This is a genomic window from Paenisporosarcina macmurdoensis (assembly GCF_042658845.1).
Classification (GTDB): domain Bacteria; phylum Bacillota; class Bacilli; order Bacillales_A; family Planococcaceae; genus Paenisporosarcina; species Paenisporosarcina macmurdoensis.
This window is the reverse complement of sequence record NZ_JBHSRI010000025.1, coordinates 290,234-311,294: the sequence shown is the minus strand read 5'-3', so window position 1 is coordinate 311,294 and position 21,061 is coordinate 290,234. Positions and strand designations below refer to the sequence as shown.

Annotated in this window: 19 protein-coding genes; 9 read left to right on the top strand and 10 right to left on the bottom strand. The window is 38.2% G+C overall.

The features are described from left to right. Positions 1 to 228 precede the first annotated feature (228 nt). From ACFPYN_RS15190 to ACFPYN_RS15165, 6 genes are all read right to left on the bottom strand, one after another. On the bottom strand, positions 229 to 642 hold the full coding sequence (locus ACFPYN_RS15190) for a DUF1761 domain-containing protein (protein ID WP_377735334.1): 414 nt from the start codon (positions 640 to 642) through the stop codon (positions 229 to 231). A 134-nt stretch (positions 643 to 776) separates the two neighbouring features. Further along, positions 777 to 1,616 carry a nucleotidyltransferase domain-containing protein gene (locus ACFPYN_RS15185; RefSeq protein WP_377735333.1) on the bottom strand — a complete coding sequence of 280 codons (840 nt, stop codon included), beginning with the start codon at positions 1,614 to 1,616 and terminating at the stop codon, positions 777 to 779. A gap of 428 nt (positions 1,617 to 2,044) precedes the next feature. Further along, a complete protein-coding gene (locus ACFPYN_RS15180; RefSeq protein WP_377735332.1) occupies positions 2,045 to 2,794 on the bottom strand; it encodes an amino acid ABC transporter ATP-binding protein in 750 nt (249 codons plus the stop codon). A 37-nt stretch (positions 2,795 to 2,831) separates the two neighbouring features. Beyond that, on the bottom strand, positions 2,832 to 3,488 hold the full coding sequence (locus ACFPYN_RS15175) for an amino acid ABC transporter permease (RefSeq protein ID WP_377735330.1): 657 nt from the start codon (positions 3,486 to 3,488) through the stop codon (positions 2,832 to 2,834). 23 nt (positions 3,489 to 3,511) lie between these two features. Continuing rightward, on the bottom strand, positions 3,512 to 4,684 hold the full coding sequence (locus ACFPYN_RS15170; RefSeq protein WP_377735328.1) for a saccharopine dehydrogenase family protein: 1,173 nt from the start codon (positions 4,682 to 4,684) through the stop codon (positions 3,512 to 3,514). Positions 4,685 to 4,781: 97 nt separating this feature from the next. Beyond that, positions 4,782 to 5,597 carry a transporter substrate-binding domain-containing protein gene (locus ACFPYN_RS15165; protein ID WP_377735327.1) on the bottom strand — a complete coding sequence of 272 codons (816 nt, stop codon included), beginning with the start codon at positions 5,595 to 5,597 and terminating at the stop codon, positions 4,782 to 4,784. A gap of 966 nt (positions 5,598 to 6,563) precedes the next feature. On the opposite strand from ACFPYN_RS15165, the gene ACFPYN_RS15160 reads away from it, so the two are divergent. The 3 genes from ACFPYN_RS15160 to ACFPYN_RS15150 all read left to right on the top strand — a co-directional run bounded on the left by ACFPYN_RS15160 (position 6,564) and on the right by ACFPYN_RS15150 (position 8,603). Beyond that, a complete protein-coding gene (locus tag ACFPYN_RS15160; protein ID WP_377735326.1) occupies positions 6,564 to 6,905 on the top strand; it encodes a zinc ribbon domain-containing protein YjdM in 342 nt (113 codons plus the stop codon). A 230-nt stretch (positions 6,906 to 7,135) separates the two neighbouring features. Further along, positions 7,136 to 7,828 carry a hypothetical protein gene (locus ACFPYN_RS15155; RefSeq protein WP_377735324.1) on the top strand — a complete coding sequence of 231 codons (693 nt, stop codon included), beginning with the start codon at positions 7,136 to 7,138 and terminating at the stop codon, positions 7,826 to 7,828. 184 nt (positions 7,829 to 8,012) lie between these two features. Beyond that, positions 8,013 to 8,603, top strand: a complete 591-nt coding sequence (locus ACFPYN_RS15150) for a biotin transporter BioY (RefSeq protein WP_377735323.1) — start codon at positions 8,013 to 8,015, stop codon at positions 8,601 to 8,603. A gap of 85 nt (positions 8,604 to 8,688) precedes the next feature. Here the strand turns inward: ACFPYN_RS15150 and ACFPYN_RS15145 are convergent, their stop codons facing one another. Together ACFPYN_RS15145 and ACFPYN_RS15140 are read right to left on the bottom strand one after the other, a co-directional pair. Then, a complete protein-coding gene (locus ACFPYN_RS15145) occupies positions 8,689 to 9,471 on the bottom strand; it encodes a hypothetical protein (protein ID WP_377735322.1) in 783 nt (260 codons plus the stop codon). A 4-nt stretch (positions 9,472 to 9,475) separates the two neighbouring features. Continuing rightward, entirely contained in the window at positions 9,476 to 13,228 is a 3,753-nt protein-coding gene (locus ACFPYN_RS15140; RefSeq protein ID WP_377735320.1) for an AAA domain-containing protein, read from the bottom strand. A gap of 501 nt (positions 13,229 to 13,729) precedes the next feature. Between ACFPYN_RS15140 and ACFPYN_RS15135 the strand changes: the two genes are divergently transcribed. The 3 genes from ACFPYN_RS15135 to ACFPYN_RS15125 all read left to right on the top strand — a co-directional run bounded on the left by ACFPYN_RS15135 (position 13,730) and on the right by ACFPYN_RS15125 (position 16,420). Continuing rightward, entirely contained in the window at positions 13,730 to 14,482 is a 753-nt protein-coding gene (locus ACFPYN_RS15135) for an aspartate/glutamate racemase family protein (RefSeq protein WP_377735863.1), read from the top strand. A gap of 171 nt (positions 14,483 to 14,653) precedes the next feature. Then, positions 14,654 to 15,823: a YheC/YheD family endospore coat-associated protein gene (locus ACFPYN_RS15130; protein WP_377735319.1), complete on the top strand. Its 1,170-nt coding sequence runs from the start codon at positions 14,654 to 14,656 to the stop codon at positions 15,821 to 15,823. A 144-nt stretch (positions 15,824 to 15,967) separates the two neighbouring features. Continuing rightward, the gene (locus tag ACFPYN_RS15125; RefSeq protein ID WP_377735318.1) at positions 15,968 to 16,420 is read left to right on the top strand and encodes an SRPBCC family protein; all 453 of its coding nucleotides are present in this window, start codon (positions 15,968 to 15,970) and stop codon (positions 16,418 to 16,420) included. An 86-nt stretch (positions 16,421 to 16,506) separates the two neighbouring features. Here the strand turns inward: ACFPYN_RS15125 and ACFPYN_RS15120 are convergent, their stop codons facing one another. Both ACFPYN_RS15120 and ACFPYN_RS15115 read right to left on the bottom strand, forming a co-directional pair. Then, positions 16,507 to 17,193: a collagen-like protein gene (locus ACFPYN_RS15120; protein ID WP_377735316.1), complete on the bottom strand. Its 687-nt coding sequence runs from the start codon at positions 17,191 to 17,193 to the stop codon at positions 16,507 to 16,509. 50 nt (positions 17,194 to 17,243) lie between these two features. Continuing rightward, positions 17,244 to 19,283: a PKD domain-containing protein gene (locus tag ACFPYN_RS15115; RefSeq protein ID WP_377735314.1), complete on the bottom strand. Its 2,040-nt coding sequence runs from the start codon at positions 19,281 to 19,283 to the stop codon at positions 17,244 to 17,246. 272 nt (positions 19,284 to 19,555) lie between these two features. Between ACFPYN_RS15115 and ACFPYN_RS15110 the strand changes: the two genes are divergently transcribed. Genes ACFPYN_RS15110 through ACFPYN_RS15100 form a run of 3 tightly spaced genes read left to right on the top strand, consistent with a single transcriptional unit; the run spans position 19,556 to position 21,057 of the window. Further along, positions 19,556 to 19,969, top strand: a complete 414-nt coding sequence (locus ACFPYN_RS15110) for a hypothetical protein (protein WP_377735312.1) — start codon at positions 19,556 to 19,558, stop codon at positions 19,967 to 19,969. Next, the gene (locus ACFPYN_RS15105; RefSeq protein WP_377735311.1) at positions 19,914 to 20,438 is read left to right on the top strand and encodes a hypothetical protein; all 525 of its coding nucleotides are present in this window, start codon (positions 19,914 to 19,916) and stop codon (positions 20,436 to 20,438) included. The genes ACFPYN_RS15110 and ACFPYN_RS15105 overlap by 56 nt, the downstream gene beginning before the upstream one ends. 34 nt (positions 20,439 to 20,472) lie before the next feature. Next, positions 20,473 to 21,057: an SCO family protein gene (locus ACFPYN_RS15100; RefSeq protein WP_377735309.1), complete on the top strand. Its 585-nt coding sequence runs from the start codon at positions 20,473 to 20,475 to the stop codon at positions 21,055 to 21,057. The last annotated feature ends 4 nt before the right edge of the window (positions 21,058 to 21,061 follow it).

The window sequence follows — 21,061 nt, the reverse complement described above, 5'->3', positions numbered from 1 at the left end:
TTAAATCCTGCTGAACTTCAATATAAAAAGCTAAAAAGGTGACTCCTACTAATCCAATTACTCCAAAAATGATTGATAATCCGTCTTGCATGGAATACTTTGAACTAATCAAATTTATTATCAAACTTATTGCTATAAAAACAACGAATATCCAATGATAATACCTCAATAAAAATTTTTTCAATCATTTCACGTCCAATAATATATTTAAGTTCATCATTCACAAAATTATTTCCAAACACCCAAAATGAACCCCATGACAGTAAATGTTAGTACGTGATAACTCGCATTAATCAAATATAACTTGAGTGACTTTCGTTCAAATAAATAGATAATCCCCATTGCTGTGGCAACCCAAAATAGTCCTACCAAAAATCCTGCCATTGCACCAAACAGTGCGTCCCTTTCAGGACCTAGAAACAGGACTAGTACAAAGGAAATGATTAAGGAAAAAATAAAAGAACCGCCAAAAATCAGCCCCATATTACCTTTCTTCAATTGTTCATCATCAAACCCGTTTTCCACCATCCATGGCTTTGCAAATAACACTGAGTACCACAAACCTCCAATGATAAATGCTGATAATGCTGCTACAATTACTGCCAAATAATTAATTGATTCTAATGATAGCTGAAAATCCATTTAATTCATCCTTTTAATTATATTTGGTAAGGGCGGTCATTCACTGAAGTAATGTCCTCTTCTAGAACGTTCTGCACAAGTATTGGTATTTTCGACATGCCATTCTCCCCTTACCAACAATGTGCAATCTGTATCTACAAAACTAAATTCAGAATCCCCTTGAACTTCTCTTCTTCATCATCGATATCTATTTTCTGGCATAAGGACTTATTCAATCTCAGTAACTCTGGATACATACTAGCCATCGTTTTTAAGATTTCACTCGAATCACGACCGCACGACCAAGATGCCAAAAGTGACAGCTGCCACGCATGTAACAGGCTGCGATTCCCTTCTACTTTTGACCATACACCGTAGGAACTATCCAAGTGTTTATCCATTTCCATATACCAACCATCCGTAATCAGCCAGCGAACCCGATCCATATTGGCAAGTGCATAATACAGTTCATTTCTCATAGCCGCTCGGTACGTTTCATGGAGAAAGGCCTGGACTTTGTTCTTCCAAAAAGCAATATCCTCCACTTCCACTTGGAATGAATGCTCAGACGCTTCTTCCAATAACGGCGCAAGTAGGTTCGATGGGTCATATTTAGGTTTCAACCCTTTTATCCATATCGAAGGAACAACCTCATCCAGCGTTTCATACCAACTATCTATTTTAATAAAGCAATCGTAGTGAGTCACCACGACTGGTGAGCTAGCTGAAGACTGCTCGTGAAATAACACCTTTCCCCACTTCGCTGAACGTGCTTGCTTATTCTTAATGAAAGCGGATTTGCTTTCTGGCGTTACAATCGTATGTATATCAATGTCTGAAAAGCCATCATAATTCCCGCGTCCTAAAGACCCTCCAAGATAAATTGCTAACACATTGTGGTCGCTCGTCAAATCCTCTAATGCACGATTCAAAAGTTGTTCACGAAAAATAGGTAACTCCTGATCCCTCTTCAAATGCCTAGATACAAATTCCACTATTCCTTCATCCTCTCAAAAGACCCTCATTACTTAATTATTTCGCTAAGACCCCAACAAATCCTGCAATTACACCAAAATAACCCAGATTCCGGTATTTTATATCTCTTGAACAACAACATCTTGTTAAATTGATGTTCTCAGCTCGCCTATATGATATTTATTCCGCTTCAACTAGCTGATATTCGGCTTCAATGGTGTTTTATTCGGATTCAATCACCATTTATTCGGCTTCACGAATCATTTAATCGGCTTCAACCATGATTTATTCCGTTTCGCCCATATTTTTCCACAAAAAATCTCCTCTTTGGTCAATTCGAGGAGGTCCACGCTCAATGTATTGTCGAAGATTTCTTTAAAAGAAAGAATCACCATTTTTGCGCACAAAAAAGCAGCTAAATATTCAATCTCAGCCGCTTGTTAACTTACTATTCTACTGATGACAAAAATTGTTTTGTTCTTTCTTCTTTAGGATTTCCGAAGATTTCTTCTGATGTTCCTTGTTCCACTATTACTCCGTTATCCATAAAAACGACCCTGTCGGCTACATCTTTCGCAAAGCTCATTTCGTGTGTAACAATGATCATCGTCATTCCTTCTTGAGCCAAATCTTTAATAACTTGTAGCACTTCTCTTACAAGTTCAGGATCCAAAGCAGAAGTCGGTTCATCATAGAGCATCACCATCGGATTCAAGGCTAGTGACCTAGCTATAGCTACTCGTTGCTGTTGACCACCGGACAATTGAGCAGGATAGTAATCACATCGATCACCAAGTCCTACTTTGATAAGAAGAGCTTCCCCTAACTTTCTTGCTTCTTCTTTCTTAGCTCCGTGAATAACGATTGGACCTTCCATGACATTTTGAATCGCTGTTTTGTGGGGAAATAGATTGAACGATTGAAAAACAAAACCTGTTCTTTTTCTCAGCTCTCTTATCGCTTTTTTTCTTTTGCTGTCTATTTTTCCACCTGTAGTTACTTGAAAGTCGCCAATTTGAATAATTCCTTCCGATGGTTCTTCTAAAAAGTTTAAACAACGCAACAAAGTAGATTTTCCTGAACCACTTGGACCCATAATAACGACCACTTCGCTTTTATTTACCGTTAAGTCAATTCCCTGCAAAACTTCATTCGCTCCAAAGCTCTTTTTTAATTGGTGAATTTGAATAATACTCATGGCAATCTCCTAACATTCGTATGTTCAAATCAGGTGCTTATCGTACCAAGTATCTGGATGATTTAATTTCAAGTTTATCTAGTAAGGTAGTGAAGAATGATATTAATACCCAATAAATCGCAGCAGCCACTAAATAAATGGTAAGAGGTTCAAAGGTTTTTGCGATAATCAAACTCGACATTTGCAATAATTCGGTTACAGTAATTACCGAAACGAGCGATGTATCTTTGATCAACACGATAAACGAATTGGACAATGTAGGAATCGCTATTCGTAGACTTTGTGGAAGAATAATTCTCCTTAATGCTTGCGAATAAGTCATCCCCATTGCCATTGAAGCTTCCATCTGTCCATTATCCACTGCTAATATAGATGAACGAAACGATTCAGAGAGATACGCACCTGCATTTAAACTTAACGCTAAAATCCCTGAAGATATTGGATCAAGAGCAATTCCTATTTGGGGCAATCCATAGTAAATAACAAAAATTTGAACCAGAAGTGGAGTTCCGCGAATAATGGAAACATAGACATTCGCAATTCCATTTAGGATTCTTACTTTTACTATTCTTATGATTGCGGTGAAAAATCCAATCACAAGTGCAATTACGATAGAAATTCCTGCCAAAAAAATTGTCATTAACGTAGCTTTAAGTAAGGATGGCAATGAATCAATAATGATTGTGGGGTCCATAAATCCTCCTCCTCTCAGACTAGCTACCAGTTAGATTGACCATATATATATACTTCCTCATTGAAGTCAATGTTGATTCCTAAACGACTCATTTCATTTATAAAAGGCTCGAATCTCTCTCTAACTATGATGGTCTCTATAGGAATAACTCCAGTTTCGGTAATTTTTTTCAGAGCAATCCATTTAGCCACTAACGCAGCAGGAATAGCAGTCGTTTTAGCCATAGAAGTGATTCTCCGTCCATGATCATAAAAGTCCACCATTTGCCACGTATACTTTGTTGATTTCCCGTCTTTTATGCCACGTACTTCAACGCGCAATACCGTAATATCTTCATTTGTGTTTCCTACCATTTTTGGCGCAAGAATTTTTTCTGAAAATGCTCGTGGCGTTATCGATAATCCACCGACTGAAATAGCATCATTATCGAAGAATCCCAATTCACTCAAGACATTCATTTTTCCCCAATGTCCTGGATAACGAACTGTTCGTTCATATAGATTTTTCACTTTATCCTTAAGAACATAGGCTGTACTATGGGCATCTGTTATAACACTTTCACAGACCCCCACAGGCTCTGGAAACGTAATTTTTTCTAGTCCTGTAAGAGGAAGTAATTGTACAAGTTCCCCGTTTTCAACTGCCAGAGCAGGTTTTGTATACAGTCCCAACACACTTTCAAGGCGAAATACAACTTGATACCATAATGGTGGAATCGGATGTCTAGGAATACCACCGCAAATCATCACTGCTTCATCAGCTTCATCAAGCATCTCAATCCCTTGCGCAGCTAGAAAGTTCGTGATTCCAGGAGCCACCCCACACCCAGGTACAATAATTACACCTGCCGCTTGTGCTTCTTTATGCAATGCCCTTTTTTCATTAAACCTAGATCCGACTAAGTCTACTAAATGGCATTTTGATGCGATTGCTGCTTTGATGGCGAGAAGACTTAATGAATGCGGAAGGCATGCCACCGCTACATCAGCATCTATTAACACTTTCGCAATATCTTCTTCACTTTCAAGTGTGGCTACTTTGCCTACCACTTTTGGATTATTTGCGATCTCCAGACACTTATCAATACTTTCTTGTCTCACGTCCACAGCAGTGACTGAATCAATCCCATCAAATTTCGCAATTTCACAAACAACGGTTGTCCCAATCATCCCTGTCCCTAAAATAACAATATGCAAATGAACTAGCCTCCCTATCAATGAACATATGGGGTAAAAAAATCAAGCATAGAGAAATACCATTTGAATTCTCTATGCTTAAAAAATAAACCTATTACTAGTTTTGTATTGGATCCGTCCCGAACCATTTTTTATAAATTTCGTTATAGGTCCCATCATCTTTCATTTCTTTTAATGCTGTATTTACCTTTTTAATAAAATCTTCATTGCCCTTATTTACCGCCATTCCAATTTCGTCTTTATTAACAATACCGCTGGCAATTTTAATAGGAAGCTTATTTTCTTTAATGTTGTAGCTTATTAATAGCTGGTCGTTAATAATGACATCTAATCGTTCATTCGTAAGGTCTTGAATGTAATCACTGACTGCTTTATACAACTTAACATCTGCACCTTCCACACTATTGGCAACTTCTTCAAAAGTGGTACCGCCACCTACGCCAACTTTCTTGCCTTTAATGTCTTCGAGTTTCGTAATGTCGTTCGTATCCTCTCGAGTAACTAAAACAGAACCAGTAATAACATAGGGATCAGTGAAATCGACACTTTTTTTCCGTTCTTCCGTAACAGTCATTTGTCCAATGATGATATCGAATTTATCAGCCTTTAATCCGCCAATTAATCCATCCCATTTTGTCGCAATAAAGTTGGCTTTAACACCTAATCTTTCTGCAATTTCATTGGAAATATCTACATCAAAACCTTGGAATTCATCATTATCATCTAGGAAATTAAATGGAGGATATGTGCCTTCAAAAGCAACATTCAGTACGTTGGATTTTTCCATGCGATTCAATACACTCTTATCATTTTCTTTTCCTTCACTACTTTTTTCTTTCCCTCCAAAGTTACAACCTGCAATCAAACTAATTAGAAAAAAACTGATGATAATAAAAACTACTTTCTTCTTCATTTCAATTCCCCCTTTTATTTTTAAATCTATATTCGTTTCTTCTGCATCCCTATTTCGCAAATCCAATTTATATTGAATTACGAAAGCGTGCGTTTCGAGGAATAGAATTAATCATGATTAGCATCTATCATATGTTTGTCCATCTGAAACGAATGGCTTGTTACGGGGACTGAAAAATCACTCTCGACTACTTTTTTAAGATTGCTAAATCAACAGCAACTCTCAATTCTCTAAACTATGCGCATCTCGTATGTTTTATTCATGGTGAATCTCATACCGTTGGTAGTATCGTATATTCATAAAATAAAAAAGTAACCACTGCTCTCAATAAAGAGAATCTAGGTGATTACTTTTGGGTGGTTAAATTATAGATACTCATTAGAAATTGTTGTTAATCTATATTCAAAACAATATGAGGTTGATATTCCGCAAAACTGCTACGCTTTCTGCGGGCTTGCGCCGAACTAACTCGAACTGATCGTTCGAGTGGATTTCGACACTGCGCTTTTCCCGCTGGAGTCTACGCTGTTTTACTCCATATCTCGACTATACGGAGATATAGAAACCTTTTTTTGCAATGAGACTGATATTTTAGATGATTATTGAATAGTTGCAACGAAATCAATTACAGAAAAGGACTTTTTGGACAGCTCCGTTCTAAATAATTCTTTCTTATGATGAAGGGTTTCTCCTCTCAGCATTAATCAACATCCTAAAGTCAGTTCACTTTAGACGATATAGAGATAATAATTTCTTTTCAAGTGAACTCCCTATAATTCCTTCTCGATTATTAGGACATCTTTTTAAATAACCAAGAACCCTAACAAGTTTACATATATAATAGAAGAAACTATTTCACTTTTTACTATCGACTTCTAAATGGTTGTTATTGAGGGGTTGTAAAAAGGAAATAAAGTTCATTCTTTTAAAACAGAATTAGCAATATCGAATGGAGGAAATGAAATTATGGTTGATTTACCACATTGCCCAAAATGTAATTCAGCATACACGTACGAAGATGGAACTCTGTTAATTTGCCCAGAATGTGCCCATGAGTGGACGTTAGTAGGGGAAACTGAAGCGACTGAAGAGATAAAAGTTGTTAGAGATGCAAATGGCAATGTCTTAAACGATGGTGATTCTGTAACGATCATCAAAGATCTCAAAGTAAAAGGAAGTTCGTCTACCTTAAAAATAGGGACTAAAGTAAAAAGTATCCGTTTAGTTGATGGGGATCATGATATTGATTGTAAGATTGAAGGCTTTGGCGCCATGCAATTAAAATCCGAATTTGTTAAAAAGGGCTAATGTGAATATTACTTTAATAATGAAAGAAATGAGCTGCGACTTATCGCGGCTCGTTTTTTATTCTACCTGCTTTAAGAATTATGAGAAATGTAGAAACGAATTCATTCACTTTCTTTATTCTGCTTCACACAAGATTTAATGAAACATTTTTCGGAATAATTGCCCAACATATACCAAAATTCGACACTTCTTGATACAATAGGTAAAACGATTCACTCACGGAGGAACTAATGTTAAATAAGCAGCAACGCGAATTCAGAAAGGCTATGGCCGAAAAAGAAAAACAGCAATCTAAAAGTCGCAGACGCGATGTATACAGCTATCGTGAAGATCGATATGAAAGTGAAAAACCTAGAAGAATAACTACGTACAAAAAGCCATTTCTGCAAATCGGGGGAATAGTTGGTTTGTTAGTTTTGCTATGGAACGTCTATGCCTTATCTACTTGGGTTAATCCACAACCCCCAATATCACTATCGCTTCCTAGAAACACCGCTGCTTCAGCTCAGTCAGGCGATGCCATACACGACTATATTTTACGAACTAGTGAAATCGATACGAAACTGAATGATGACATAAACACACTTATGAATCACTATAATCAAAACGTATTAACCATCACTAAAGTCGATGAAATTGTTCAACACTTATATCTTCTGCAAGCACAAACAGCTACACTCGATAGCCGTCTCCAACCATTGAAATCTTATTACGACGACCAATTTAAACTGGTTCATAAAATGACAGATACTCTTAAGAGACAAAAATCACAAACTACACATGATGAACTTACTCTATTAAGCTCACATTTCAACCAAAATTCATCACAAAGACAACTAAAAATGATTATGATATTCCAAGCTGAGAATATTGCCTATGAGTTAAATGGGAATGGGACAATTACCTACGAGTACACGAAATAACAGCAAAAAATGAACATAGCTTGGATATTATTTTGCTTCCATTCTATAAAGAGTTAGTTTCTTAGGTCACTATCCTCCATATGGAAGATTATCTAATTTTACGTTAACCAAAAACAAAAACACGTTGACATATAAACTCATTTTCTTTTATACTGTTGCTATATTAAGTTTCTGGAGGGTTCATATGACTAGTTCCACAACAACAAGAACAACCAACCATTCACGCACGTTACTATTGGTACAAACGGCGATGTTTGCGGCGTTAATGATGATTGGTGCCAATATTTCTGCATTTTTAATCATCGGCGGTGTTCCAATTACACTTCAAACATTCTTCGCCATACTTGCCGGTCTTTTACTAGGAAAACGAACTGGTGCAATCGCGATGCTTGTATATGCATTAATCGGTTTAGCTGGATTACCTGTCTTCGCTGGCTTTTCTGGTGGCCTCGACACAATCATCAGTCCGACTTTCGGCTTTATTCTTTCCTTTATAGGCATCGCATACATTGCTGGTCTCATTGTTGAAAAGTTCCCGACAAAAGTTGGCTTTGTAGTAGCCGCATTAGCAGGAACTGCATTTAACTATCTGTTCGGTACTAACTGGATGTACGCAGCTTATAAGCTTTGGTTTTCAGCACCAGAAGGCTTTTCATACAAAATGGCTTGGGCATGGATGGCCGTTCCCTTGCCTAAAGATCTCATACTCGCAATACTTGCAGGTTTGTTCGGCTTTAGATTAAGACCGATACTTGAAAAACAAAAATTAACATAACCCAATACGCAAATACCCCTAGCAATCAGGTTTACCACCGATTGCTGGGGGTATTTTTTTACTTATTTTTAAGCAACTATATCATCTAACCAATATACAATTTGCGCAATCTAGTGGCTTCTTTTTGATTGAGTTCATTTTCAAATAGCGGGTCAAATTTACCCGTCCATGTATTCCAAACCCTTATAAAAACTGTATCTTCCGTGCGGTCGTGTAAATGGAATTCGAGGCATACTGCTCGCAAGCTCTCCTTCAGGTCAATCGAACATATTTCTTCAATTACTTTTTGGCCATTTTCAACTAAAAATTCATAACCCGAATTCTCTATCATTTGTCTGATGTGTAATTCATTCAGGTTCTTTACATCAACCAAGTCGGTTTCATTTTCAAACCGGAAATCCGGCATCTTTTCGTCCTCATCTAATATGTTGCGACCAATATCTCGCTCCAAGGATTCATTATGATAAGGGCTATAGGCGATTTCCACATCTTCGTCCATCGGATCATGTGCAAACGTACCTTTGGTTAAATGCATGGAGCCACTAGGGGTTAGTCGATAGATGGTGTCTGTTTTCTCAACCATATTGCTTTGAATCATCAACTCTAGCATATGATCGATAAAAATGGTTTCAACCGCCAGCAATTCACTGATTTCGTTCGGCTGTTTTACTTCCAATCTCTCTAAGATTTTCAGAATCATTTTCATCAATACGTCCATTTGACTCCGAACAACCGTTTTCATCTGTATATCTGCTAGTTGCAGAGGAAAAGCCCAGTTGTCACTACCCAGTAAGCGCAAATGGGATTGCTCTAGCAACATGGCCGATATTTTTGATATTTCTGCCTCTACTTGCAGATTTTTAGTCAAACGATCACTTCCTGCCTACGCTAGTTTCCAATTCTTTCAGCCCTTTGTGTTGCTCCACTACCTTTAAAACATGTTGGAACATGGCTTTTTGTGATTCTCCATGTGCTTTTTGTGTAAACATCTCCACGCTGCCGACAATCATTAGAAGCTCACGTGCTCTCGAAAGCGCAACGTTCAATCGTCGGTAATCTTTCAGGAACCCAATGTTTCCATCTGGCTGAAGATGATTCCTTACGAAGCTCAAGATGATAACGTCCATTTCCATCCCTTGGAACTTATCGACAGTACCTGTTCTGCAATGCAGATGTGGAAGGTCAAGTTCCTGACTGAGCAAACGGTTCACTTTCTTCACTTGTTCCCCGTAGAAACTGATGATACCCACCTTTTTCTTCACATGCGCATCTAAACGACCTTCTCTTTTCGCTGATGCAGTTGCCTGGTTCAAATCGAGCAACAATTCACGGGTTTGCTTCAGCTCCGCTGCATTGAAAAAGCTGCGGCTATGTTGTTCCCGTTCCTCTAAGAAACCTCTCTCATTCGGCATATCGTACCAAAGAATATGCTGTCCCCGTTTAAACAACTTGCCATCAAGCAAGTGATCTCGCTCTTTATTGGAATTGACCAGCCCACACTCCAATCCATAATTCTTTTCGAGGTAAAAAGGATTGATGGTTTCCATAATGTGCTCATGCATTCGATATTGAATACGAAGAGTCGTTTTGCTGTCTTCAGGCAAATCCTTAAATAAACGCTCAAAAATGGATTCTTTCAAAATTGATTTTAATTCAGCTTTTTCTGATGGATCTTTTATATCTTCCAACACTTCATCCATCGTGTCCTGCCCGACTAAAGGAGGTAATTGATGATGGTCGCCTACTAAAATGATTTTCTTCCCTTTTAACATGGGCAATAGTAATTCCGGTGGCGTCGCTTTCGACACTTCATCAATAATGACTACGTCAAAATCGGGGTATTGGTTTACAAAATCTTTACTCGCAGAAATCGAGCAAGTAACGCCAATGACATTCGCATACTGGATATACAACTTCTTGATTTCATCTAAATCGTAAGCTGTTGATTCACCAAGCATCTCTTGCCATTCCAGACGAATGTCATTCGATACATTCAAGAAGGTTTCTTTTCTCTTTAACTCATTTAATTGCAAAGAAATTTTTTCATGAGTCGATTTAACTTCGAGCAATACAGTTTCTACGTCGATTAGAACGATTGCTTCTAAATCAGTCACTTCTTTACCGAAAGCCGTTTGTTTCATCTGTTCATCATCCATCTTTTGATCGATTTCATTCATCGTATGGTTGAATTGAGTCATTTCTTGCTTGCGTTTTTGTACCACCGCTTGTTGAGCGGAAGTTGTTTCGACTAAACCTTCTATATAACTTTCTTCTGTTCCCATTTGCTTAAGTTCTAGTTCTTTTTCTGCCAGAACCTTTTCCACTTCGACGATTGGTGCGAATACCTCTTTATTGACTCCCAGTTCGGCAAGGGTCTTTTCAATAGAAACAATCAAATCGTCTAGTTCATTAAGTTGTGGGCTCATTAAAGATAACTCCGTATCAATTTCTTGCTGATGCTTCCCCAGTACTTGTCCCACGACCTCTTTCAGCTTTTCAAAGGTAGTGATAATTTCGTTCTTTATTTGCTCATTGCCTTTTTCTTGTGCACCGAGATTTTTCAAAGTCTTGGATTTAGACACTTTTAAAACCATCATATGTTCATAAATGGAAGATAGTTTTTGTCTATCGTTTTGATTTAAAGGCTCACGGAACCCTTTCATTTTTTTTGCATATTCTCGAAAAGCATCCACCACTTTGTTTACGTAAGGTGCCTCTAATTTAGATCCTTCTAAAGTTGGTAGCATCGATATCTTCTTAGCCAGCATCTTCATGTTATATTGATGCGCATTCAGCTGCTGTTCCGCATAGACAATGGCTTTATTTAGGGTCACATCTATTTCGGATTGGTTGCCTCCAGCTTGGATAGAAGATTGATAGTTCAGACGTAATCGGTCCATATGATGAATAATTGAACGGATTTCTGAAGCGCGAGTCCATGGTTCATTGCCAATCAACGATTGTAGGTCGGTGATTTTTTTAACACTTTGAATTTGCTTAGCTATGTTCTCCAAAGTCACTTGTATAGCTGAATAGGTCTTCAGCTTATCCGCTAACTCCTGTCGCTCAATTCTTCTTTGTTGAAGAGCTGTTTCAATTTGCAAATACTTCAACTGTTTCTGAAGTTTTTGAATTTCATCTTGAAGTCGAGTTTGATGCTTTGCGAATTCACCGGTTCCTGAGAAAAGAGTTACTTGACCTTGTAATCTCTCATGACGACTTTGTGCATCCTCTAATAAATCCTTGCTCATGTCAAAATGAAAATCGACTTGGGCTTTTTTACGATTCAATTCTTGAACGTAAGTGTGACTAGTAGTTAAATCGAGCTTAAGCTTAATTAGCTTCTCTTTCGCTTGATTCTTTTCGATTTTCTTCGATTCCAAATCCGCTATTTCATACTTCAAATTTCGAATCGTCGTTTCTGTTTCTTTAATAGAAGAAAGTAAGGCCTGTCCTTCTATTTCGAATTGATTGACATGTGTTTGAATAGAAGATAGCGTCTGCTCCTTCCAGTAAAGAGCAACTTTTTCTTCTACAAAACGCTGCCCTTCTTCTTCGATACTTTCGCTACGGCCGATTCGTAAAATTCGAATGTCTTGATCCGTCATCAGTTTTCCAAGTGCATTATCTACCGCCAAATTTGATTGTGACGCAACAAGCGTTTTTAACCCCATCTTCGAATGTTGGTAGCAAATTTCAGAGATGACTGTGGTCTTCCCTGTTCCAGGCGGCCCTTGTATGACATACAAATCCTGTGCGGCAATTGCACCTTCTACCGCTTGTCTTTGAAAATCGTTGAGATTTTGCTTGAAGGTTAAATCTTCAGGAACTTTCCCTTTTCGCACCGTTGGACGTTTCTCAAAAAGCAGTTTCTCTAGGTTTGGATTGACAGCCCAACCGTTTTCTAGCCGTTTGAAACCATCCTTCAGACGATTGATTTGTGCCATTTCCGCTACATTATCGAAAGCGAGCTTTCCGCTAACTGGAACTCTCCATTTACCTTCTCTCGCCTTTTCTTGAAGATCTTTACCGAGTTCCACATCGATTGTTCGTTTGCCCATTTGGACTTGCACAACACTCCCGAGGCTTTGGTTTGTCTCGACTAATTTAACGGCCGATTTTTTGTAATACTTATCAAAACCATTTGGCAGCTTCTGTAGCTCAAATGTTACTTTTCGAAAATCCAAACTTATGCGAGCGCCACGAATCCCGATTTCAAGTCTCTCTACATCTGCATTTCGTTCCATTACACGCAAATAAGATTCCCAGCTAGAAATTCGTTTCTTTACGTACTCCGATTGTTCTGAAGCTATGGGTAGAGCCTGAATGATTCTGTATAGAGAAAGCGTCATTTCTGTTGATACAAGACCTTTTCGATCAAACGCCATCTTCGCTTGCATATGTCTGTTATTGCCTAATTGCAAGCGCTTTTTAGTGACATAGAAATGAGCAACCTCAAGCCCATTACCAATCCATTCGCACTCCATTACTGGGGTACCTGATACTGTTTCTGATTCTATATATAATGACACTCGTTTTTGATTCACTTGGCCATCTGAAAGACGTTCCATATGAACATTGAGGATCGGAGACGCATTTAACAAGCTAGTCATCTCTTCAGCCATTTTCGGTTTACTCTTCCTAAACCGGCTACTCACGGACAAATTACATCGCGTTATATCCGAACTTTTCACTACATTCACTGCGTTACACACTCCTAACCCGTCCAAACCATATCTTCCTATTGTAAAGGATTGTCGCTCTCAAATCGACCGCTCATCGAGAAACCTTTTTGTCAGTTTTGGGAAATATTCTATACATTGCCACCTTCGAAATGCAATTTCTAGCCACATGAACCTATCTATATCGTTTAGAAGCGTTATTACTGCTTTTGGCTATAGCCAAAAGCCATTTCTGTAGGTAATACTCCTCTTTAAAAGTTCCGTTATTTTACTATTACAACTAAAGTCGTGAATTTTACAACTAAAGTGGTCAAAATTACAACTAAATGCTCTATTTTTACAACTAAGTAAGGAAAATTTACAACTAAACGATTTTCCCTTGTTGTTTTCTAGTTAACCGTCTATGTATTACGTCTATATTTATTGTTTTCTCGTGAATAGACTATAAAGGTATTCAAAATCAGTAGAGTAGGACAAATCAAAACTAGGAGGGAGATTAATCTGTCTAAAACAATTGGAATTCTCGGAGGGATGGGACCATCAGCCACAGTTGATTTATTTAATAAAATTATTTCCAACACACCAGCGATTTCGGATCAGGATCATCTCCACATTATTATTAATAATAACCCCAAAATCCCACCTCGCATGAACGCTTTAAATCCAGGGAGCGAATCTCCTTTACCAGAGCTTATTAAAGGTGCACAAATTCTTCAAAAAGCAGGAGCGGACTTTATTATCATGCCGTGTAATACGGCGCATATCTGGTATCAGGAAATTAGTGACTCCATTACTATTCCTTTTTATAACATGATTACTAATGCGGTTGACCACACATTAAACCAAATCAATGGAAGTAATTCGACGGTTCTACTACTTGCTACTCACACGACTATTCATACAAGGTTATATCAAAAGGCATTTCAAGAAACCGCTGTTACTTTAATCATTCCTAGCCATACAGAACAAATTATGGTGAATGAAGCCATAAGCAGTGTAAAAGGAGGATTACTTAAGACCAATCCGTATCTAAAGGCATTCAATAAAATGTTAGATGACTATGCAAATCAAGGTGTCATGCACATTTTAGGTGGCTGCAGTGAATTACCTCTTTTATTTCCCTTTCTCAATGAAAAAATTGACAAATTAGACCCAACGCTAATGTTGGCACAGCTTGCTGTATCTAAAGGTCTCTAATGCCTATAGAACGTTACAAATACTTATTTTTTAACTATTCAAAAGGAGATGTTTATACTGTTTTTAATCAAGATAGCAAATCAATCAAATCCGAATTTTCTTCATATAAATCAATTCACCCTTCAAGAAATCAATACGAAGTCCAACAGAATCGTGTTGCACTTTGGGCAGGTGTCAAAAGAACTCTTTTTAATAATTGATAATCAATTACCAGACTATCAATTATTGATTCCTCAAAATACATTTAGCCCTATTATTATTCCTGACTTGCCTTATGATTGTTATTTTCAAGAAAACAATCTATATATGGGGCCTGTTATAGGTTTTATTCCTCAGGAAAAGTTCTATGATGATCCACAACAAATGCTCATACGTTTTGCAAAGTATGAAGAAATTAGAGGTCTTATTTTTTTGTTTAGACCAAAAAATATCAATAGAATAACTAACACGATCGAAGGGTATTATTTCGAGCCAAAAAATAAAGAATTCATCAAAGGTCTCTTCCCATTTCCAAACGTTGTATACAATAGAATTTCATTATCAAAAAAAACAGCTAAACTCTTTAATCCCATTTTTAATTATCCCAATACCATTAATAAACTAAAATTCTGGTCATTACTGATAAACCAACCTGATTTAGAATCTCACATACCTAAAACCATTAAATATGTAAATAGTAAAACCGTGCTGAATATGGTAGAAAACTATACCTCTATTTATTTAAAGCCATCTAATAAATCTCAAGGTAAAGGCATCTTCCACTTAAAAAAGAATGCAGCAGGTTATCAGTTAACGGATGGTTCATTCAATACAATCCTTATTAAAAATAAAAAACAATTAAATAGGGTTCTGAAAAAAAAGCTTAAAGGTTCCTATTTAATTCAACAGGAAATTCCCAGTATAATAGCAGGGAAAAAAATCGATTTCAGGATTTATTTACACAAAGATCAAAATAAAGAATGGTTTTTATCTGGTATGGAATCCAAAATAGCTAAAGATGGTAGCATCATTTCAAATTTCATCAATAGAGAGAATATGATGCCTGGTGAAAAAACCCTGCATCAATATTTTCAACTAGATTCTGAAAAAATTGAGCAGTTAAAAACAATCATCTTCGACCTATGCAAAAAGGCCATAGCCGAGATCGAAAAATCTGGATACAAAATTGGAGAAACAGCTATAGATTTAATAATAGATGAAGAATTAAGAATATGGCTTCTTGAGGCTCAACTCAATTTTGCAGCAGAAAAAAAGCTAAGCAGATCCGATGCTGAACAACTTGTTCTTCCAACTATTCTTCCCGCACCATTTCTCTATGCAAAAACGTTAGCTGGATTCTGAAACTCTTTTAGTGCTTTTGGTTAAATCCAAAAGCCTTTTTTGTTGGGGACACTCCTCTTTTCGTGATTTCACTCTGAAAATAAAGGATTTCTTCGTTTGAACGAGAACTAAACACAAATAATCCAAATTACTAGGAGGATCTTTATGAAACCATCTACTTATCAATATGTAACCTATATTTCGTCAACAGCAGAGAAAGTTTGGGATGCTTTGACAAATACAAATCATACGGAACAATACTTTTTTGGAACTGCCATTCAATCTGATTGGCAAGTGGGCTCGCGAGTAGAATATTCTCGAGGTGAAGTGACGGATTTCGGAGAAATTTTGAGCTACGAACCTCACCAGGAAATGTCTTACACATGGGAGAGTGTGTCCGATGAAACGATTCGGTTAGAGCCGACTGTCGTCACCTTTCATTTACAAGAAATAAGCGAAGACATCGTGAAACTTACATTGATTCATGAGAATTTAATGGACGCAGATTATGTAGATGAACCCAATACCTTTAGAGGATTAAATAACGGATGGCCTTTCATTTTAAGCAATTTAAAGAGTTACCTTGAAACTGGGGAAATCATGAAAGTAACCATCTAGCAATTCGAATGTCATAAGTGGATAACATGTAAATAGAGACACATCTAATCTGATATAAACAGAATAGATGTGTCTCTTTCGTCGTATTATCCAACTTGAATGATTTGTAAGGTAGCTAGCTTGTAGCTAAAACGTTCTTGTAATTCGCCAACTAGTGTTACAACATCACCTTCAAGTAAGGAACTCAATACCGTGGAAGTAAGAGTGGTGGCAGTTGTGGATTCCGTTACTGATGATACAATCTTGATTGCATCATTGATTTTCAATTGAAATGTGGATGGAATGCAAGTGAGGGCTGTTGTTTCTATTACCACTTTATAGCTAATTTGATAGACTCCCGCTTTTAAAACCTTTAATCCTTCTCGTATTAATTCAATATCCTGGCAAGGACCAGCGATGATAAATTTCACATCACCTGATGTGGAATTTTCCGATTGTGAGTAGGCAAATCCATAAGCTGAATTGAATGTTCCTGGTGATCCTTGTTCACCTTGTGGACCTACAACTCCTTGTTCACCTTGTGGACCTGCAACTCCAGGTTCGCCTCTTAATCCAATGGGTCCCTGCTCACCCCTTAATCCTTGGGGTCCTGTTTCACCTGTTAGTCCTGTTCGTCCAACGGGTCCTTGTTTTCCTCTGGTTCCTTGAACGCCTTGAATTCCGCTTGGTCCAGTTGGTCCTTGTTCACCTTTGGGTCCTTGGTATCCTCTTGGCCCTCTTGGACCCCGCTCACATTTACATTGTTTTTGGTTGCACTTTGGACAATAATCCATACCTTCACCTCCTTTAAAATAAAGCTTGATGCTCTCTCAAAATCATTTTTTTATCCACGAAGATTAATAGGTACATTAATAAGTGTTCCACCCGAGCTGGATTGAATGGAGATAGCTCGGGTTTCACCAGGCTGCGTAGTAGAGTCTTCGACGCGATACGCCCAATCTCCAAGTGCATCGACTGGCACTTGTGCAAGAAGTGGATCTGCTAGAGAACTCCCATTAAAGATTGAAATGGTGACTCCAGCGCTACTCACATCTGATGTTCCGCTAATTCTCCATTCCGCATCGCCAGTTCGGAATTCTACACGTGTAATCGTTAAGTTTTCTGGAATAGAAGAAATTTGTACGGAATCTGAAGAAGTGCCCCCTGGTCCTTGAACCGTTAATTCAAAAGTAAGTGTGGCTTGTTGTGTAGGAAAGATAAACGATGCACTTGCCGTACTGGCAGTGGTTAATTGGACAGGAACTCCTGCAGTTTGTGCCCATTGATAGCTAGTCACATTACCAGTTGCACTGCCTACCAACATTACAGTTGTTCCTTGTTGAACGCTTTGATTAGCCCCAGCATTTGCGATTGGTATCGGCGCGGACTCTATTACCTCTACATTCACCGTATCAGTAGATGGTCCCCCTTCACCATCAACTGTTAATTCAAATGAAAGACTAGTAGGCGAACTTGGGGAGCCAAATGAGGGGGTGGCTGTATTAGCTTCTACTAATGTAACCGGAGTACCCGCAAGTTGGAGCCAACTAAATGATGTGATTGCACCAGTAGAATTAGTGCCATTCAGTGAAACGGGTGAATTGATGAGGACAGTTTGATCAACACCAGCATTGGCTGTGGCAGGGATTGGACCGTCAGGATTTCCTGTCACCGTCACTGGAATCGTTCTTTCCCCTCCTGCAGCTGACGTAATCGTTACTTGGGCTGGTGCAAACGTTAGGTTCGTTGTACTAATCCCGGTCACAGGAATAGCGATGTCACCTAAACCAAAGTCTGAGATTGATAAAACGGGTGCACCAAGCGAATCGCTAGACGATGCGACAATTGTAAGTTCTTGAGTGTCGGTGTTGTAGTTGGCAGTTGCGGTAATAAAATCGACTGGTACGACTTCTTTTATACTGTTCGGATTATCGCTGACATTTGAAACGGTAATCGCACTAGGTGGGCGTGCACCTGTATAACGGACACGGGCAAAATATTGTCCCTCGGTCCCTTCGAGTAACGTAGAATCGATTCCTGCACCTGTCACATTAATCGTTTGAGCTGTATCGTCTGACGTAGCAAATACATCTAACAAACCATTTGAACTTACGCTTTGAGTGTAGGTAACTCTTGTTACATCAACACCTGCAATCGTTGAAATTTTACCTAATACGGTAAAGTTTCTTGTTTCTATACAGTTATCCGGATCTAGTCCTGTGGTGGTGGTACGATCTGGAGATCCAATTCCGATTCCTGGTCCTTCAACTCTGAAAAAGTTCTGAGGCTCCCCAAAAGCATCAATAAATAGACTTCCTACAATTGGATGTAACACTGCGGGGTTGCCCATATATCCTGGTGGTGCAAATGGTTCCACAGTGGGATCCCATTGTAGGAAAGGATGTACTCGACTATTCTCTGCAAGGTCAAATTCTCCCCCGTTTAATCCTCCGATATCTTCTGTAAAATTAATTTCTCCTGCCCCTTCTCCATCTGGCTCAGCAAAAAACGTGTCTATTCCATATGGATGTGACACTGTATACTCTACATTCGGTTGTAATCCAAAAATTCGAATTCGAACTCTCCCAAAGACAATTTGATCCCCTGCAGCGGGAACTTCATTTGCAAAAGCTGCTTCTAAAGCCAACACGAGTCTAGCTCTTTCTCCCGTACCGGTGGTCATTTCATCTTCGACCTGCAAATAAAAAGCTTCCCCAGGATAGTTCGTTGGGAAAGACACTGGTTGTGATGGATCAGGTAAATCAGCAGATGTTATACCAGAGAATGGATCATTTGGGTCAACGTTTAATTGTAATCGTACCCCATTTTCATCCTTGTACCAGACAGGAAATCCATCAAACGCATTAATTGGTCCGACTTTCATGTAATACCTCCTTTTAATTATTCGCTTAAGCTGGTTCTCTAAAGCTAAGTAAGCTACTTTAGATTCATAGAACAGTGTGTTAGTTAAAAAAACCTGTAGTTTACCAATTTATCGTTAACCTGATAGCAGTATATGAATATGGATTGGAGAAAGATAGGCAAAAGACAAGATCACACGACTGTAATTGTATTCATCTTGTACAGTTTTTTCGTTATTCAATGGACAAGTTTCGCCCCTCTCTTTTCCCACATATTGTATGTAGAGGTGGGGCTATGACTACTAGTGCAATCTTAATGTATGTAGATGTATGGATCGTCCTTTGTTTTTACGGATATTTGCTTAAAATCAAGAAACGAATCGGCTTTCAATTAGGAATGAATATTAGCATCGTGATGGGAGGAATGGCCGCTTTACTATCCGGTGTATTACTCATCACACAGTTTCCATTTCATTTCACGGTCATAACCATGATCTCGACAGTAGCAGGGTTAACGGTTGGAGCAGTTTTTGGATTGTTATTCGATTACCAAACGTTTGTAACTGGTTTAACAAACGGCATCATCATTGGATTAATGTCACCGATGATCGGAACAGTTATAGAAAGGCCAACCATGTTCATCATTTTCCTTCATGGCTTTTTTATTTTTAGTTTACTCACTATTTTTCATTCCATTAAACGGTCGTGACGTAACCATGCTACTTATCATCTTTTTATTCATTTGGAATCTAATTGATTTAAGTTCTGTTTACTGGCTTTTCAAAAAGAAACACCGATTATTTGATGATCGTTTTACGACAACGATGGGTATGGCAATCACCATGACTTCCGCTTTTGCCTTCGCTCTCTACCTCAAGTTACTGATTCCTGTGACTCAACCAGGTTTTTATCTTGTTCCGATCATAGCTGGGGTATGTATCGGTCTATTATTTGGCTCATTTATCCAATCACCGGCTTTACTAAATGGTCTTTACAACGGCATCATGGGCGGAATGATGGGCATGATGTTCGGTGCGGTTCTTCAAAATCCAGCTTTGTGCAATATCCCGCTTGACTCCGCAGCAATGATTGAATCAAATATCGTGAGTTTAGCTATTTTCACAGCTTGTTCTCATGCACTTGTCAGTCAATTTATCCGCTATTCGTTTAAGGTGTAAAACCCTCTATTCTAAGAGGCATAAGGCGGTGATTATGTCGAAAGCATTTATATCACTTGTGTTAGTAGCTATTGGATTTTTGGTTTTCCAACTTCTTTGGCCGACTACAATAGATTTGCCTAAAATCGGTGCCGTTGAGGAATGGCCGCTCACTGAAGTGAATGGAAATGACACGGAGATTCGCAATAAACCAAAAATCATTGCCTTCTTTTATACAAACTGCCCAGATATTTGTCCGACTACAATGTTGGACTTAAAAGATGTGCAGCAGTTATTGAGTAACAAAGGCATATCTGAAGAGCAATACGTAATAGTAGCGGTAACATTAGATCCGCTCCACGATAAGAAAGAGAAAATCAACCAATATAAGGATGCGTTTGGTATTTCTAGTACCAACTTTTTATTTTTTAGAGGCACTGAAAAAGAAACGAAACAATTTACTCAAGATTTCAATTTCACCTATAAACAAAATCAAGATGGGTTTCTTACTCACACCACCTCCATGTATGTAATGGATTCCACCAATCAAATAAGAGCCCTTCATAATATGGCAATTGGAGAAAAACGAGTAAATATTGAGGAAGTAGCAAACCATTTAATACAGTTAATCGAGGAGTAGGATG